This window comes from Methylobacterium sp. Leaf466 (assembly GCF_001425565.1).
Taxonomy (GTDB): domain Bacteria; phylum Pseudomonadota; class Alphaproteobacteria; order Rhizobiales; family Beijerinckiaceae; genus Methylobacterium.
Genome location: NZ_LMRC01000031.1, coordinates 463165 through 478822 on the forward strand (window position 1 = coordinate 463165; position 15658 = coordinate 478822).

At 69.8% G+C, this 15658-nt stretch carries 16 protein-coding genes; 6 read left to right on the top strand and 10 right to left on the bottom strand.

All coding sequences use genetic code 11. The features are described 5' to 3' along the window. Positions 1–16 precede the first annotated feature (16 nt). From ASG59_RS13650 to ASG59_RS13665, 4 genes are all read left to right on the top strand, one after another. Positions 17–253 carry a BolA family transcriptional regulator gene (locus tag ASG59_RS13650; RefSeq protein WP_055887638.1) on the top strand — a complete coding sequence of 79 codons (237 nt, stop codon included), beginning with the start codon at positions 17–19 and terminating at the stop codon, positions 251–253. Continuing rightward, positions 250–783, top strand: a complete 534-nt coding sequence (locus ASG59_RS13655) for a DUF29 domain-containing protein (protein ID WP_244475706.1) — start codon at positions 250–252, stop codon at positions 781–783. Before ASG59_RS13650 ends, ASG59_RS13655 begins: the two co-directional genes overlap by 4 nt. 27 nt (positions 784–810) lie before the next feature. Then, on the top strand, positions 811–1149 hold the full coding sequence (gene grxD, locus ASG59_RS13660; RefSeq protein ID WP_055887632.1) for a Grx4 family monothiol glutaredoxin: 339 nt from the start codon (positions 811–813) through the stop codon (positions 1147–1149). Between the two features lie 375 nt (positions 1150–1524). Then, a complete protein-coding gene (locus tag ASG59_RS13665; protein WP_082528752.1) occupies positions 1525–2943 on the top strand; it encodes a DUF882 domain-containing protein in 1419 nt (472 codons plus the stop codon). A 46-nt stretch (positions 2944–2989) separates the two neighbouring features. Here the strand turns inward: ASG59_RS13665 and eutC are convergent, their stop codons facing one another. The 10 genes from eutC to ASG59_RS13715 form a co-directional block, all read right to left on the bottom strand. Then, entirely contained in the window at positions 2990–3787 is a 798-nt protein-coding gene (eutC, locus tag ASG59_RS13670; RefSeq protein WP_056409339.1) for an ethanolamine ammonia-lyase subunit EutC, read from the bottom strand. Next, on the bottom strand, positions 3784–5178 hold the full coding sequence (locus tag ASG59_RS13675) for an ethanolamine ammonia-lyase subunit EutB (RefSeq protein ID WP_056409341.1): 1395 nt from the start codon (positions 5176–5178) through the stop codon (positions 3784–3786). Before ASG59_RS13675 ends, eutC begins: the two co-directional genes overlap by 4 nt. A gap of 41 nt (positions 5179–5219) precedes the next feature. After that, positions 5220–5627: an HI0074 family nucleotidyltransferase substrate-binding subunit gene (locus ASG59_RS13680; RefSeq protein WP_056409343.1), complete on the bottom strand. Its 408-nt coding sequence runs from the start codon at positions 5625–5627 to the stop codon at positions 5220–5222. Continuing rightward, on the bottom strand, positions 5602–5949 hold the full coding sequence (locus tag ASG59_RS13685) for a nucleotidyltransferase domain-containing protein (protein WP_056409345.1): 348 nt from the start codon (positions 5947–5949) through the stop codon (positions 5602–5604). The genes ASG59_RS13680 and ASG59_RS13685 overlap by 26 nt, the downstream gene beginning before the upstream one ends. Before the next feature lie 47 nt (positions 5950–5996). Continuing rightward, complete coding sequence (locus tag ASG59_RS13690) at positions 5997–6857, bottom strand: transglutaminase family protein (RefSeq protein WP_055887622.1); 861 nt, start codon at positions 6855–6857, stop codon at positions 5997–5999. Positions 6858–7038: 181 nt separating this feature from the next. Next, complete coding sequence (locus ASG59_RS13695; RefSeq protein ID WP_055887620.1) at positions 7039–7665, bottom strand: LUD domain-containing protein; 627 nt, start codon at positions 7663–7665, stop codon at positions 7039–7041. Further along, positions 7662–9239, bottom strand: coding sequence for a lactate utilization protein B (locus tag ASG59_RS13700; RefSeq protein WP_056409349.1), 1578 nt, complete (start codon positions 9237–9239; stop codon positions 7662–7664). The genes ASG59_RS13695 and ASG59_RS13700 overlap by 4 nt, the downstream gene beginning before the upstream one ends. Further along, positions 9236–9979, bottom strand: coding sequence for a (Fe-S)-binding protein (locus tag ASG59_RS13705; protein WP_055887615.1), 744 nt, complete (start codon positions 9977–9979; stop codon positions 9236–9238). The genes ASG59_RS13700 and ASG59_RS13705 overlap by 4 nt, the downstream gene beginning before the upstream one ends. A gap of 95 nt (positions 9980–10074) precedes the next feature. Next, positions 10075–11838, bottom strand: a complete 1764-nt coding sequence (gene poxB / locus ASG59_RS13710; protein WP_056409351.1) for a ubiquinone-dependent pyruvate dehydrogenase — start codon at positions 11836–11838, stop codon at positions 10075–10077. 61 nt (positions 11839–11899) lie between these two features. Beyond that, positions 11900–12511 (bottom strand): cysteine hydrolase family protein, encoded by a 612-nt coding sequence (locus ASG59_RS13715; RefSeq protein WP_056282984.1) that lies wholly within the window; start codon positions 12509–12511, stop codon positions 11900–11902. A 263-nt stretch (positions 12512–12774) separates the two neighbouring features. Here ASG59_RS13715 and ASG59_RS13720 point away from each other — a divergent pair, with 263 nt between their 5' ends. Together ASG59_RS13720 and ASG59_RS13725 are read left to right on the top strand one after the other, a co-directional pair. Then, positions 12775–15384 carry a PBP1A family penicillin-binding protein gene (locus ASG59_RS13720; protein ID WP_244475707.1) on the top strand — a complete coding sequence of 870 codons (2610 nt, stop codon included), beginning with the start codon at positions 12775–12777 and terminating at the stop codon, positions 15382–15384. Between the two features lie 83 nt (positions 15385–15467). Continuing rightward, positions 15468–15647 (top strand): hypothetical protein, encoded by a 180-nt coding sequence (locus ASG59_RS13725; protein ID WP_055887606.1) that lies wholly within the window; start codon positions 15468–15470, stop codon positions 15645–15647. Positions 15648–15658 lie beyond the last annotated feature (11 nt).

Here is a 15658-nt window from a genome sequence, read left to right on the forward strand (position 1 = left end):
TTCGAGGAGACACCCGATGCCGATGGATGCGCGCGAGATCGAGGCGATGATCCGGGAAGCGCTGCCCGACGCGAGGATCGAGATCAAGGATCTCGCAGGCGACGGCGACCATTACGCCGCCACCGTCATCTCGTCGGCCTTCAAGGGCAAGACGCGGGTGGCCCAGCACCAGCTCGTCTACAACGCGCTCCAGGGGCGGATGGGGGGTGTCCTCCACGCCCTTGCGCTGACCACGGGCGTCCCCCAGGATTGATCCGCTTCAGCGGGGTCGATCACATGGATCAGCCGAGCCTCTACGACGACGACATCGTGACCTGGGCCGAGCAGCAGGCCGCTGCCGTTCGCGCCCTCGCGTCACGGCCCGATCTGTCGAATGCCCTCGACTGGGAGAACGTCGCCGAGGAGATCGAGAGCGTGGGGCGGTCCCAGATCAGCGCGGTCGAGCAGAAGCTCCTGCAGGTGCTCATCCACGTGCTGAAGTACATGTCTGCGCCGAGTGCACAATCGACCCGATCCTGGCGATCCGAGGTGATCGCTTTTCATGCGGCGGCCCACCGGGCCTACTCTCCCGGCATGCGGCAGCGGATCGACTGGTCGTGGTTGTGGAAGACGGCACGGATCCAGGCGGAAGTCTCCCTCCGGATGTTCGACGATCGCCTCGTCGTGGGCTTACCCGATGCGATACCGTTCACACCCGAAGAACTCGTTTCCGAGACCTTCACGATGGACTGGGCCTTGGAGCGCCTCGCCTCGACCTTGAACAGGCCGGCCGACCATCACTAGATCAAGCCACCAACGAGGACATACCCGATGACCGACGCCAACACCGCCATCAAGGCCGAGATCGAATCCCAGGACGTGGTCGTGTTCATGAAGGGCACGCCGCAATTTCCGATGTGCGGCTTCTCGGGCCAGGTCGTGCAGATCCTCAACCACCTCGAAGTGCCGTTCAAGGGCGTGAACGTGCTCGACGACATGGCCATCCGCGACGGGATCAAGGCCTTCTCGAACTGGCCCACCATCCCGCAGATCTACGTGAAGGGCGAGTTCGTCGGCGGCTGCGACATCACCCGCGAGATGTTCCAGTCCGGCGAACTGCAGCAGTTCCTGGCCGAGAAGGGCGTACCGGTAAAGGCGCCCGCCGCCTGAGCGGCATCGTCACGGAACGTCGGAAAAGGGCGCGGGACCGCTTTGGCGGGCCGCGCCCTTGTCGTGAGGGAGGGTACCGTTCCGTCCAACCACGCTGAGGCAGGGTTGCCACAGCGTCGGTCCATGTGCGCGGCCACTCTTGCGCGGCACGATTTCGCCACGGTTCGGACTTAGCCGTTTGCCTGCAAACGATGCAGCGTTCGGGTCCGTTAACCCCCCGTTTACGGTTTTCGGCAACCCTGCATTCACCATGACGTGTCGCGCTCAGGCGTGGTCTGGCAGAGGGTGGGGACGATCGTGCAGGCACATCAGCGAGACAGATCGCCCGCGCCATCCCGGCATCGCCGCGGACTCCTGTCGCGATCCCTCGCCCTGATGACCGGCATCGCCGCGGGCGTCCTCGGTGGCGCGCACGGGACGCAGGACGCGGTCGCCAACGGCGACACCCGAACGATCTCGATCTTCCATTCCCACACGAAGGAAAGCGCGACGATCACGTTCAAGCGTGACGGGCGCTACGACCGCGCCGCCCTGGAGCAGCTCAACTGGATGCTGCGCGACTGGCGGGTCGACGAGCCGACCAAGATGGACCCGCGCCTGTTCGACACGGTGTGGGAGGCCTACCGCTCGGTGGGCTCGTCCGAGCCGATCACCGTCGTCTCGGCCTACCGCTCGCCGGGTACCAACGCGATGTTGCGCCGCCGTTCGCGGGGCGTGGCCGAGTTCAGCCAGCATACCCGCGGCAAGGCGATGGATTTCTACCTGCCGGACGTCTCGGTCGACCGCATCCGCGCGGTGGGCATGCAGATGCAGCGGGGCGGCGTCGGCTGGTACCCGAGCGCCGGTTCTCCCTTCGTCCACCTCGACGTCGGCTCGGTCCGCTCCTGGCCGCGCATGAGCCACGACCAGCTCGCGCGCCTGTTCCCCGACGGCCGGACCGTCCACCTGCCCAGCGATAACCGTCCGCTCGCCCGCTACGAGGAAGCCCGCGCCGAGATCCTGTCGCGCGGCGGCACCGTGCTGGGCTACACCCAGAACGCCCAAGGCGGCGAGGAGGACGAGGGCCCGAGCCTGAAGGGCTTCTTCGCCGGCCTGTTCGGCGGCGGCAGCCGGCCGAGCGAGGCCCAGATCCAAGCACCGGCCGCGCCCGCCAAGGCACGGACCAGGCCCATCGTCGCCGTCGCCAGCGCCGATCCGGAGGACACGACCGGGACCCGCGCGGCACTGGCTTACGCCGCCGCCGAGCAGACCGCGAAATCCGCCCGTCGCGATGGCCGCGATGCCCAGAGCCTGCTCACCGCCGAGCCGCAGGCGGTGAAGGACACGGTCCAGGCGATCATGCCGGCGCCGCCGCGCCGGCCGTCCGAGTTCGCCGCCGTGGCCGCTGCCCTCGCGATGCCCCTGCCGCCGCCGCGTCCCTCCGTCCAGGTCGCCTCGCTCGGAACCGCCGGCATGGCCAATCTCGGTTCGGTGCCGGCGCGGGCCGCCGCGACGGCGAACCTCGCCGCCGCAGAGCCCGATCCGCTTCCCGCCTCCGCGCGACTGCCGCCGGATTCCGATCCGCGCGCGCAGATGCGCTGGTTGTTCGCCGTCGCGGTCGCCCAGTCGATCGATCGGGTGGCGCCGGTGGTGCATATGGCGGTCGCCCGTCCCCGCACCGAGGGCGCTCCCGACGGTCTCGTCGCCCGGCCGGCCGACGCCATGGCGGCGACCCGCTTCTCGGCGCAAGGATCGCAGGCTCCGGCCACCGCCCGGTTCTCGGGCTCCGCCACGCAGGCCCTCGCCCCGCGCTGATTCCGGCCGGACAGGATGTCCGGTCACGTCACGGACGGGGACCGCCTCAAGGCGCCGGGTCGGCTTTCGAGGCGTCGCCCAAAAGCTCACTGCGTGGGGCCGCTTCCAGGGCGACGCCGCTGCCGTCCTTGAGGCTCACCCCCGTAATCCCGCGCAGAAGAGCCTCGCGCAGCAGCCATTCGAGCTTGAACGCCGCCAGTTCGTGGGACAACCCGGCCGGCCGCACGTTCGAGATGCAGTTGCGCTCGGCATCCGAGCGCCCGACACGGGGCGCGAAGGTGAGGTAGACGCCGAGGCTGTCGGGCGAGGACAGGCCCGGCCGTTCGCCGATGAGCACCACCACCGCGCGGGCCTTGAGTGCCGCGCCGATGCCGTCACCTAGCGCCACCCTCCCCTGCGTCGCCACCACCACCGGGGCGAGGCTCCAGCCGGCCTTGTCGATGTGCGGCTTGAAGGCGGTGAGGAAGCCCGCCGCACCCTCGTGGACGGCACGGGCCGAGAGCCCGTCGGCCACCACGATGGCGAGGTCGACCGGCTCGGCCGGTTCCTGCGTCAATGCGGCGAGGCCGTCCTCGCTCAAGGCGCGCCCGAGGTCGGGCCGGCGCAGGTAGGTCGCGCGGTCGGTGGCGGCGGAAGCCACGGTCAGGGTCGTGAAGCCGAGCGCTTCGATGCCGGCGGCGACCTCGCCGGCGTCCATCGGGGTGTGGACCGCGTCGCGGGCCTGGGCGTGGGCGAGGCCGAAGCGCAGCACCTCGATGGTGGGCAGGCCGGCGCCGGCCCGCCCGAGGCCGATCCGGGCGGGCGTGAGGCGGGCGAGGCGCGCCCAGGGGTCTTCGCCGGTCATGCCGCGAGGTCTCCCGACAGGCCCGGAGCGGCGGCGATGAGCCGGGCGCTCGGCCCCTCCGGCAGCAGTGTCCCGTCGGCGTCGGTCAGCCCGATCTGTTCGAGCCAGGCCTCGAACTCCGGCGCCCGCTTCAGGCCGAGCACCTCGCGGATGTAGAGCGAATCGTGGAACGAGGTGGACTGGTAGTTCAGCATCACGTCGTCGGCACCCGGGATGCCCATGACGAAGGTGCACCCGGCCGTACCCAGCAACGTCAGGAGCGTGTCCATGTCGTTCTGGTCGGCCTCGGCGTGGTTGGTGTAGCAGACGTCGCAACCCAGAGGCAGGCCCATGAGCTTGCCGCAGAAGTGGTCCTCCAGCCCGGCCCTGATGATCTCCTTGCCGTCGTAGAGGTATTCGGGCCCGATGAAGCCGACCACGGTGTTGACCAGCAACGGCCGGAACGGCCGCGCCACCGCGTAGGCGCGCGCTTCCAGGGTCTGCTGGTCGATGCCGTGATGGGCGTCGGCCGAGAGCGCCGAACCCTGGCCGGTCTCGAAGTACATGACGTTGTCGCCCACCGTGCCGCGCTTGAGCGCCAGCGCCGCCTCGTGCGCCTCCTTCAGGATGGGGAGGGTGACGCCGAAGCTGGCGTTGGCCTTCTGGGTGCCGGCGATGGACTGGAACACGAGGTCCACCGGCAGGCCGAGGTTCATGGCGTCCAGCGTCGTGGTGACGTGGGTGAGGATGCAGCCCTGCGTCGGGATCGCGAGGCGCTGGATCAGGTCGTCGAAGAGATGGAGCAGGCCGCCGAGGGTGGAGACCGAATCGGACGCCGGGTTCAGCCCGATCACCGCGTCGCCGCAGCCGTAGGACAGGCCGTCGACGATCGCCGCGGTGATGCCGGCGGCATCGTCGGTGGGGTGGTTGGGCTGGAGGCGCACCGAGAGCCGGCCGGGCAGGCCGATGGTGTTGCGGAACTTCGTCACCACCCGGCACTTGCGGGCGACCAGGATCAGGTCCTGGTTGCGCATCACCTTCGAGACGGCGGCCGCGATCTCCGGTGTGATGCCGGGCGCGATCCGGGTCAGCGTCTCCGGCGAGGCCTTGATCAGGAACTCGCGAAAGTCGCCGACGGTGAGATGGGCGATCTCGGCGAAGGCCGGCGCGTCGTGGCCGTCGAGGATCAGGCGGGTGACGTCGTCGTCCTCGTAAGCGATCAGGGGTCTGGCCAGTATCTCCGCCAGCGGCACCTCCGAAAGGCACCAGCGCGCGGCCATCCCCTCCTCCGCCGTCTCGGCGGCGATGCCCGCGAGCCGGTCGCCGGAGCGCACCGGGGTCGCCTTGGCCATGAGCGTGGCGAGGTCGGCGAACACATGGGTCTTGGGGCCGACGACGTGGCGATAGGGCATCTGCTGAAGGCCTCTCTGCCCAGGTGGATCGGATGTTTCGATCAGCGAGCGGTGCCGTCGTAGCGTTTCAGGAGAAAGTCCAGAGTTTCGCGTAAGATCGGCGCCACGCGAACGACATCACGGTAGTTCTCGTCGGCAAGTTCCTCGGCGAGATAAGCGTGGGACGTCGTGTTTCTATGATCGAGCATATCAAGCCAGACCGTTTCGTCGTGAAGCCATCCTGCTCTAAAGGCTTCTTTCAGACTTTCCCGCGGCGTTCGAGGGCCGAGGCCTTCAAATTCGAGCGCACGCTTCAAGGTTTTCCACATCAACTCCATGGCGATCTCGAAGCGATGGATCGTTCCCTCCGAAACGAGTTCCCGGTCGTTCGGGATCTCCAAGGCCCGTTCCAGGTTGATCACCGCTTTTGTCAGGTTACCCAGGCTATCCTTCAGCTTCCTGTCGCTCATACAACACCACCCCCTGGGCGAGAACGCGATCCCTCAGACGGGGCGGCATCGACTCGATCGGCGTCAGCGAGATCGTGTACAGCGTTCGAAACCGATTGAGCTTGTCCCGCAACGTCGCGAGGCCGGCACGGCCGAGATCGGGCGCCGATACGGCGACGTCGAGGTCGGATCGTTCGTCGTGATCGCCCATCGCCCGCGATCCGAACAGGATCACCCGCTCGACCTGAGGAACACCGGCGATCATATCGAGGGCGGCCTGCGCGCTTTCCGGCAGGCGAACGATCGGATGCCCGTCCGTGATGTCTGGATTTGGCACCTGCACGCCTCCCGCAACGATCCTCGCAGGTGAGACTAGCATTCCGAGCGCCACTACGCCGCCCCTGCATGCGGAGCGGGGATCTCCGTCGAGATCGCGTCGACGGTGCGGATCACCGCGTCGCTCACCCCGTCCGAGCGGGCGATGCGCACCTGCATGGCGGTGGGCTGCATGTTGCCGAAGGGGGTCGAGAACGCGATCTCGGCCGCGTCGCGGCCGACGCCGATGCGCACGAGGCCGTCGAGGTTGGCCTGCCGGGTCGCGTCGAACAGCCACCAGCGCCCGTCGAGATAGGCCTCGAACACTGCGTGGAAGTCGCTCGGCACGAGGCCGTGCGCATAGGCCGAGACGAACCGGGCGGGAATGCCCAGGGCCCGGCAGAAGGCGATCCCGAGATGTGCGAAGTCGCGGCAGACGCCGGCTCGGCGCAGCAGGCTCTCGTCGGCGGTGGTCTCCGCATCGCTTGTGCCGGCCTGATAGGTGATGTGGGTGTGGATCCACGAGCAGATCGCGTTGACGCGCTGGTGGCCCTTGGGCAGGGCGCCGAACTCGGCCACGGCGAAGGGCGTCAGCCGGTCGGAGGAGACGTAGCGGCTCGGCAGCAGGAAGGGCAGGATGTCGAGGGGCAGCCGATTGACCGGGGTCTCGCCGATGGTCGCCGGGTCGGCCCGGAACGGGGTCAGATCCACCGTGGCGTTGTACTCGAGCGAGAACGGACCGGGCTGCACCACGACGCCGAGGTAGCGGTTCTGCAGGTCGGGGGTCACGTAGGTCCGCCGCGGCAGGTCGGGCGCCAGGGTCAGGGCCTCGCTCAGGATCTCCAGGCTTTGGAGGTGGGCGACCTCCACGTTGAAGATGAAGACCGTCTCCGAGAGGATATTGTAGGACAGACTGCAGCCCAGCTCGTATCGCACTCGTCGCTCCCTGGCATCACATCGACCGCCGTTCCGTGCCGCAAAGCAAGGACCGGACCTCGCACAGCCAAGATCGCGAGACGGGCGGGGTTCCACGCGCTCGCGCCAGGCGGGCGTCGGAGAACCGCGTCGCCGCTGCACGATCCGCGACGGCCCGCGGCCACGGCGTGGGTGGCGGCGTTCAGGACGTCGCGGACCGTTCGCCGACGCCCTCCTCCGTCCGCGGCAGCAGCAGTACCGTCAGCGAGCGCACCCCTTGCGCGCCGTGGATCAGCACGCCCTCGATGTCGGCGGTGGCCGAGGGGCCGGTGTGGAGCACGGCGTAATCCGCCCGGGCGAAGTCCGGCCGCCGGTAGGCGGCCTGGATGTTGACCAGGATATCGGCCGGGTCGAGCAGCACGACGAGGTGCTGGGCGAGGTAGGCCACGGCGTTCACCTGCAACTCCGCCTGGGTGAACAGCACGGAACCGGTCTCGGCGACGCCGAACACCGCGCGCACGATCGCCACGTCCACATCGGCCAGATCGGCCGGCAGCGCCACCTGCGCGAGGTCGCGGTTGCCCGCGATCTCGGGCACGGCGGAGGCGATCACCGCGGCGCCGTCGAGACGCTCGCGCACGGCGGCGAACGGGTCTTGGCCGGGCACGACCTCGGCGACCCGCCCGCCCATGCGCTGAAGGCGCTCGCCGAACTCGGCCACGAGATCGTCGCCGACCAGGGGCGCGAACGCCGGGATCTCCGGCAGGGGATGGTCGCCGGCCGGGCGGTTGCGCCGGATCGTGGCGAGGGTGGTCTCGCGCGCGCTCACGATGCGCCGTCCTTCTTCGCAGCGGACGTTCCGGCTCCGGCCTTCTTCCCCATCCGGTTCTGCTTGTACCAGCTGTGGAAGCTCCGGCCCGGGCTGTCGGGCATCTCGCGCGCCTTCCCCCAGGTGTTGAGCGGGTTGTAGACGGCAAAGCGCGGCAGGACCTTCAAGGCGGAATCGGCCGCGCCGATGGCGGCGCGGTAGGCCGCCGGGCGGCTCAGCACCTGGCCCGCCGCCTTCATCATGCCCTGCTTGAGGAGCGGGATCTGGTGCTCCTCGGCCAGCACCTTGCGCCAGGCGAAGATCTGCTCGTGGATGTTGATCTTGACCGGGCAGACGTTGGTGCAGGAACCGTTCATCGTCGAGGAGAACGGCAGGGTCGAGTACTTCCGCTTGTTGAAGGTCGGATCGATGATGAGACCGATCGGCCCCGAATAGGTGGCGCCGTAGCTCAAGCCTCCGCTGCGCCGGTAGACCGGGCAGGTGTTCATGCAGGCGCCGCAGCGGATGCATTTGAGCGAGGTCCAGAACTCCTCCATCCCGAGCCGCTCCGAACGGCCGTTGTCGACCAGCACCATGTGCATCTCGGTGCCCTTGCGGGGCGCCCGGAAATGCGAGGTGTACTGGGTGATGGGGGAGCCGAGCGCCGAGCGCGAGAGCAGGCGCAGGAACACGCCGAGATGCTCGATGCGCGGGATCAGCTTCTCGATGCCGATGGAGTGGATCTGGAGCTTGGGCACGTTGCCCGAGAGATCGGCGTTGCCCTCGTTGGTGCAGGTCACCACCGTGCCGGTCTCGGCGATGGCGAAGTTGCACCCCGTCAACCCGGCGTCCGCCTCCAGGATAAGCGGACGCGTGTGCATGCGCTGGCTCTCGGCGAGGTACTTGGCATCGTCGTTCTCCGGGTCGGTGCCCATGGTGCGGGCAAACACCTCGGCCACGTCGAAGCGGGTCTTGTGCACGGCCGGCACCACGACGTGGCTCGGCTCCTCGTCGTCGAGCTGCTGGATGCGCTCGCCGAGATCCGTCTCGATCACCTCGATGCCGGTGGTCGCCATGTAGTGGCGAAACCCGCATTCCTCGGTCAGCATCGACTTCGACTTGATCAGCGACCTGGCGCCGTGATCCTTGAGGATGCCGTGGACGATGCGGTTGTGGTCGGCCCCGTCGGTCGCCCAATGCACGTGGACGCCGTTGGCCTTGGCGGCCGCCTCGAACTGCTCGAGGTAGTGGTCGAGGCGGCTCAGCGTGTGGGTCTTGATGGCGGAGGCGAGCTCGCGCAGCTCCTCCCACTCCGGGATGCCGAAGGCGGCGGTGTCGCGCTTGGTGCGCAGGTCCCAGAGCCGTGCGTCGTGGGCGGCCTGGTGCAGCGGGGCGGCGAGGAAGCGTTCGGCCGCCTCGGCCTGGTCGATCGGCCGGTCGCCGCGGATCTTGGCGCCGCGCGGCTGGGCCTCCCGCGGGGCTTTCACCGCCACGGGCTTCGTCGCGGCCTCGGCATGCTGGAGGGGGCGCCCGTCCTGGCCGCGGGCGCTCTCGGCCGGGGGCTCGGAGAGGCGGGGCTGGTCCTCGATGCTCATGCTGTCGCTCCATTGAGGATGCGGGCGATGTGGATGAACTTGAGCGGCACGCCGACCCGGTCGGCACAGCCCTTCTGGTGCATCAGGCAGGAGGAATCGGCCGAGACCACGTAGTCGGCCCCCGCCCTGGCCTGGTCGGCCACCTTGTCGTAGCCCATCTTGGCCGAGACCGCCGGCTCGAACACGCTGAAGGTGCCGCCGAAGCCGCAGCATTCGTCGGGCCGCGCCAGCTTGACCACCTCGATGCCGGAGACCTTGGCCAGGAGATCGAGGGGCTTGGAGAAGGCCGGCGCGTTCAGTTCCGACGGCTTGGCATGGTGGATGCCGCGCAGGGCGTTGCAGTTGGAGTGATAGGCGACCTTGTGGGGGAAGCGCGCCCAGGGAAACGCCTCGACCTTCAGCACGTCGTGCAGGAACTCCACCAGTTCGTAGGTCCTTTCCCGCACCGCCGTCACCTCGGGGGTCTGCGGGATCGCGGTCAGATGTTCGCGCACCTGGTGCGCGCAGGAGCCGGACGGGGTCACGACGTAGTCGAAGCCGGTGAAGTTCCTGACGAACAGAGCCTCGGTGGCGGCGGCCTCGGCGTGGCAGCCGGTGTTGGTCATCGGCTGGCCGCAGCAGGTCTGGTCGAACGGGTATTCGACGTCGAGCCCCAGGCGTTCGAGCAACTCCAGGGTGGCGATGCCCACCTCCGGCTCGAAGGCGTCGACGTAGCACGGCACGAACAGTCCGATGCGCATGGCGTTTCCATATCGTTCTCGTCCAGCCCGCGTGCGCTTCCCTCCCCGCAAGGGGGAGGCGAGACGAGTCGGCCCGTTTCCAGTTTGGAAAAGCTCTACCGAATCACGTTCGTCTTCGCCAGATCGAGTACCGCGTCACCGCGTCCGCTCATCACGGCGCGCAGGACGTAGAGGCTGAAACCCTTCACCTGCTGGCCGTCGATCTTCGGGGGGATCGACAGCTCCTGGCGGTTCACCACCACGTCGAGGACGGCGGGGCCGTCGTGGGCCAGCACCCCGCGGGCGGCGGCCTCCAAGTCGGCCGGGTCCTCGACGCGCACGGCGTGAATGCCGGCGGCCCGGGCCATGGCGGCGAAATCCGGGTTCTCGAGTTCGACGCCGGTCTCGAGATAGCCCGCGGCCTTCATCTCCATCTCGACGAAGCCGAGGGAGCCGTTGTTGAAGATCACCACCTTCACCGGCAGCTTTTCCTGGCGCAGGGTGAGGAGGTCGCCCATCAGCATGGTGAAGCCGCCGTCGCCCGAGAGCGACACCACCTGCCGACCCGGCTGGGCCGCCTGCACGCCGATGGCTTGCGCCATGGCGTTGGCCATGGAGCCGTGCACCCACGATCCCAGCAGCCGGCGCTGACCGTTCATCCTGAGGTAGCGGGCCGCCCAGATCGTCGGGGTGCCGACATCGGCGGTGAAGACCGCGTCCTCGGCCGCCGCATCGCTCAGGACCTTCGCCAGGTACTGCGGATGGATCGGCGATGCCGTCCCGGCCTTGAGGCCGAACCAGCCCGACTTCGGCGTTCCGGTGGCCAGATCGTCGAGATCCTCGCGGGCCTTGGCGTAGTGCTTCAGGCTCGCATCGAGCCACGCGCGGTCGGCCTTCACCGTGAGCTTGGGCAGGAGCGCCCGCAGGGTGTCGCCGACGTCGCCCACGAGGCCGAGTGCGAGGCGGCTGCGCCGGCCGAGTTGCTCGGGCCGGATGTCGACCTGCGCCACCTTGGCGTCGCCGGGATAGAACTGCTTGTAGGGAAAATCGGTGCCGAGCATCAACAGCGTCTCGCAGCCCATCATCGCGGCATAGCCCGACGAGAACCCGATCAGCCCGGTCATGCCGACATCGTAGGGATTGTCGTATTCCACGACGTCCTTGCCGCCGAGCGCATGGACGATCGGACTCTTGAGCCTGCCCGCCACGGCCAGGAGGTCGGCGTGGGCTCCGGCGCAGCCGCGCCCGCACAGCAGGGTGACCTTGGCCGAACCGTTGAGGAGCTCGGCCAGGGCGTCGAGGTCGCGGTCGGCCGGCCGGACCAGCGGACGCGGCGGCTTGAGGCCGGGATTGGGCGAGGCCGCGCGCTTGGGCGCATCCATCTGCGCCACGTCGCCGGGGATGATGACGACGGAAACGCCGCGCTGGCCGATCGCCGCGCGCAGGGCGTTCTCCAGGACGAAGGGCAGTTGGGCCGGGTCCGAGACGACCTCGCAATAATGGCTGCATTGCGTAAACAGCGCCTTGGGGTCGGTCTCCTGGAAGTAGCCCGAGCCGATCTCGGCCGAGGGGATGTGGGCGGCGATGGCCAGCACCGGGGTGCGGCTGCGGTGGCAGTCGAACAGGCCGTTGACGAGGTGGACGTGGCCCGGCCCGCAGGAACCGGCGCAGACGGCGAGCTCGCCGGTGATCTGGCTCTCGGCGCCAGCGGCGAAGGCGCCGACCTCTTCGTGGCGGACGTGGACCCAATCGATGACGCCGCGCGCCCGGATCGATTCCGTCATCGCGTTGAGGCTGTCGCCGACCACCCCGTAGATGCGGCGGACCCCCACCTGCTGCAGGGTCTCGACGAGGAAATCGGCGACGGTGGCGATGCGCATGGTGCGGTTCCCGTGTTCAGGAGCCGAACCGCCGGGTCCGGTCACCCGTTCCCGTGAAACGTCAGGCGCCGATCTCGGCCACCGTCGGGGCGATGACGGCGAACAGGTCGCCCAGGGTCGCCAGGCTCGCCGCCTGCAGGGCCGCGGCCGGCACGATGCCGCCGTCGAGCCCGGGAAGGGCGCGGGTGGCGGTGGCGGAGGCGACCACGGTCGGGCTGAACCCGAGGTTGAAGGCGCCGCGCGCCGTCGAGTTGATGCACATGTGCGTCATAAACCCGGCCAGGATCACCGATTTGACGCCCGCCGCCTCCAGCCGCGCCTGGAGGTCGGTGCCGACGAAGGCGTTCGGAAAAGTCTTCACGATCACCGGCTCGTCGCCCTGCGGTGCGACCTCGGGGCTGATCGCGCCGATCGGCGCGGTGACGTCGTAGGGCGAGCCCGGCCCGGCATCGTGCTGGACGTGGAACACGGGAATGCCGGCGGCGCGGGCGCGGGCGAGCAGGCTTTGGGCCTCCAGCAACGCGGGCTCGACGCCCTCCAACCGCATCACGCCCTCGCGATAGGTGTTCTGCAGGTCGATCATCACGAGGGCGGAGCCGGACAGGGCGGCCGGCGCGGGACTGAGGCCGGAGACATCGCGCAGCGTCTTGAGGGGCGTGTCCGAAGCGGTCATGGCGGTGGTTCCCGATTGTTGGGGCAGGACTCGGCCGCGAACAAGCGGGGTTTGCGGATCGCGGTCAAGACGACACCGAAGATGCACGCGGCACCACGGCATCGGCGTCCGACGCGAAAACCTGTCCCGGCGTCCTCCACGGCCTAGCCTCGCCCGGCGCCGGGCGGCTAAGACTGCCGCGCCACGACCGTGACTTCACGGTCGCCATCGTCCCCTTCCCTGGTCGGCCGGGGTACATCAAGCGGTCAGGACACACGAACCGGATGACCTCGACCCCGCCCGACGACGCCGACCGCAAGGGTCCGACGACGGTCCAGGACACGCCCGCCTCCGCCAGGCAGGCCCCCGGCCCCGAGCCGAAACCCGCGCCCGACATGGCGGCCATGGCGGCATCGGCCCCGGCCGAGCCTTCGCGCACGACGCCCTCGCCTGCCGCGACGCAGCCGGGCGCCACGGAGCCCGATCCACGGGCGGCGGCCGGGGAAGCGGTGGCGGCCGCACGCGTCCTCGCCCGTCAGCTCGGCATCCTCGCCGCCGGCGCGGCGCGCTCAGGCGGCCGGCGCGGGCGCAGCGTGATGGGCCGCCTGGCGGCCGGCAGCGCGGCGGCAGGCGCCACCCTGGCCGCGCGGCTGCGCACCAAGCCGGCCCCGGCGGACGTGCCGACGCCACGATCGGGCACCGGGTCCGCGCCACCTCCCGCCACGGGCCGCCGCCGGCAGGTACCCTTCGCCGTCGGGATGGCCTGCGCCGTCACGGCCTTCGCGATCGCCGGCTACCTCCTGTGGATCCTGGCGACGCTGCCGCCGCTGGGCGGCGTCGTGACGGAGAACGAGCGCCGGGCGATCACGGTGGAGGCCGACGACGGCCGGGTCTTCGCCACGCGCGGGGTGTTCCAGGGCCAGAAGCTGGTGGCCGCCGACCTGCCGCCCCACCTCGCCCAGGCGATCATCGCGATCGAGGACAGGCGGTTCTATTCCCACTGGGGGGTGGACCCGCGCGGCCTCGCCCGGGCGATCTGGCGCAACCTGTCGAGCGGCGGCGTGCGCGAGGGCGCCTCCACCATCACCCAGCAGTACGTCCGCCTGACCTCGCTGACGCAGGAGAAGACCCTGCGGCGCAAGCTGCAGGAGGCCATCCTGGCCCTGCGCGCCGAGAGCCAGATGACCAAGCAGGAGATCCTGCTCGGCTACCTCAACACCGCCTATTTCGGTGCCGGCGCCTACGGCGTCGATGCGGCGGCACGGCGCTACTTCGGCAAGCCGGCCAAGACCCTGACCCTGCCGGAATCGGCGATGCTCGCCGGCCTCGTGCGCGCGCCCTCGCAGCTCTCGCCGACCCGGAACTTCGGCGGCGCCAAGGAGCGCGCCGACGTCGTCCTCCAGACCATGGTCGAGACCGGCGCCATCACCACGGCGGAGGCCGACAAGGCGCGGGCCGAGACCATCACCCTGCGCACGCCGCCCGAGACGCCGCCGGGCACCAACTTCTTTCTCGACGTGGTGGCCGCCGATGCCAAGCGCCTCGCCGACACCACCGGCGACGTCACGGTGCGCACCACCCTGAACCTCGACCTGCAGAGCCTGGCCGAGGGCATCGTCGCCCGCCGCCTCGATGCGGAGGGGGTCAAGAAGAAGGCCTCCCAGGCGGCGATGGTGGTGATGTCGAAGGACGGCGCCATCCTCGCCATGGTCGGCGGCCGCGACTACGAGGAGAGTCAGTTCAACCGGGCGACGCAGGCCAAGCGCCAGCCGGGATCGCTGTTCAAGCTGTTCGTCTACCTCACCGCCTACGAGAAGGGCTACACGCCGGAAACCGTGCTGGTGGATCGGCCGATCCAGATCGGCGAATGGGAGCCGCAGAACTCCAACAACCGTTTTCGCGGGGCGGTGCCGCTGCGCAGCGCCTTCGCCCTCTCCATCAACACCATCGCCGCCCAGATCGCCGACGAGGTCGGCATCCCGGCGGTGATCGAGACCGCCCGCCAGCTCGGCGTCCAATCCGACCTGCCCAACCTGCCGAGCCTCGCCCTCGGCTCGGCCGAGGTGACGCTTCTGGAGATGACCCGCGCCTACACCGGCGTGCTCGCCAACCGCACCGGGCTCGAGAGCTTCGGGGTCCACGCGATCCGCGGCGGCACCCCCCAGCCGCTCTACCTGCGGCCCGAGCCGAAGGCCGGCGTGCCGCTGCCCGGCGAGAGCCGGACGATGATGCTCGATTCGCTCCAGGCGGTGGTCGACGGGGGCACCGGCAAGGCGGCCCGCGTCGCCAACATTCCCGTCGGCGGCAAGACCGGCACGACCCAGGACTACCGCGATGCCTGGTTCGTCGGGCTCACCCCGGACCTCGTGGTGGGAGTCTGGGTCGGCAACGACGACAACACGTCGATGAACAAGGTCAGCGGCGGCGACCTGCCGGCCGCCATCTTCCGCGACTTCGTCGAACGGGCTTCCGCGCAGATGGCCAAGGCCCGTAAGCGCCCCTCCGCCGCCCGGGCGCAGCCGGCTCCCGCCGCCGCCCCGCCGTCGACGCCGGCGAGCGCCGACCTGCGCGGCGTGCCCGAGGTGATCGACACCGGCACGCTGGCCTTCCGCGGCCGCGTCGTGCGGCTCCTGGGCGTCGAGGGCGAGGGCGGCGCCCTCGCCCGCCAGCTCGCCCGCTACCTGCGTCGCCGCGAGGTCACCTGCGCCGCTCCTCCCGAGCCGGCGGCGGGGACGCCCGGCACGGTCCGCTGCCAGATCGACGGCGACGACCTCGCCTCGCTGATCCTGGCGGCGGGCGGCGGACGGGCGGGCGAGGATGCGCCGGCCGACCTCCTCGCCGCGGAGGAGCAGGCCCGCTCCGAGCGGGCCGGTCTGTGGCGGCGCGAGCGATGAGACGACACGACGCTTTCCGGCCGAAAGACCCCATGCCATAATGCCGCGAGGCGACGCTCAAGGTCGCGCATGGAGGTGGGCGGATGGCATTCTTCCTCGGGATCGGCGGACCCTGGATCGTCCTGATGATCCTCGACCTCCTGTCGACCAAGCGTGATCTCGACACGCTTCCCGCCGAGCAGCGGCGGCCCTGGAACGAACGCCTGGAATATCTGCTCCAGCACCGCGATCCGGTGCCCTCCCCGATCCGGCGGCGCGGCTGAGGCCGCGGGGA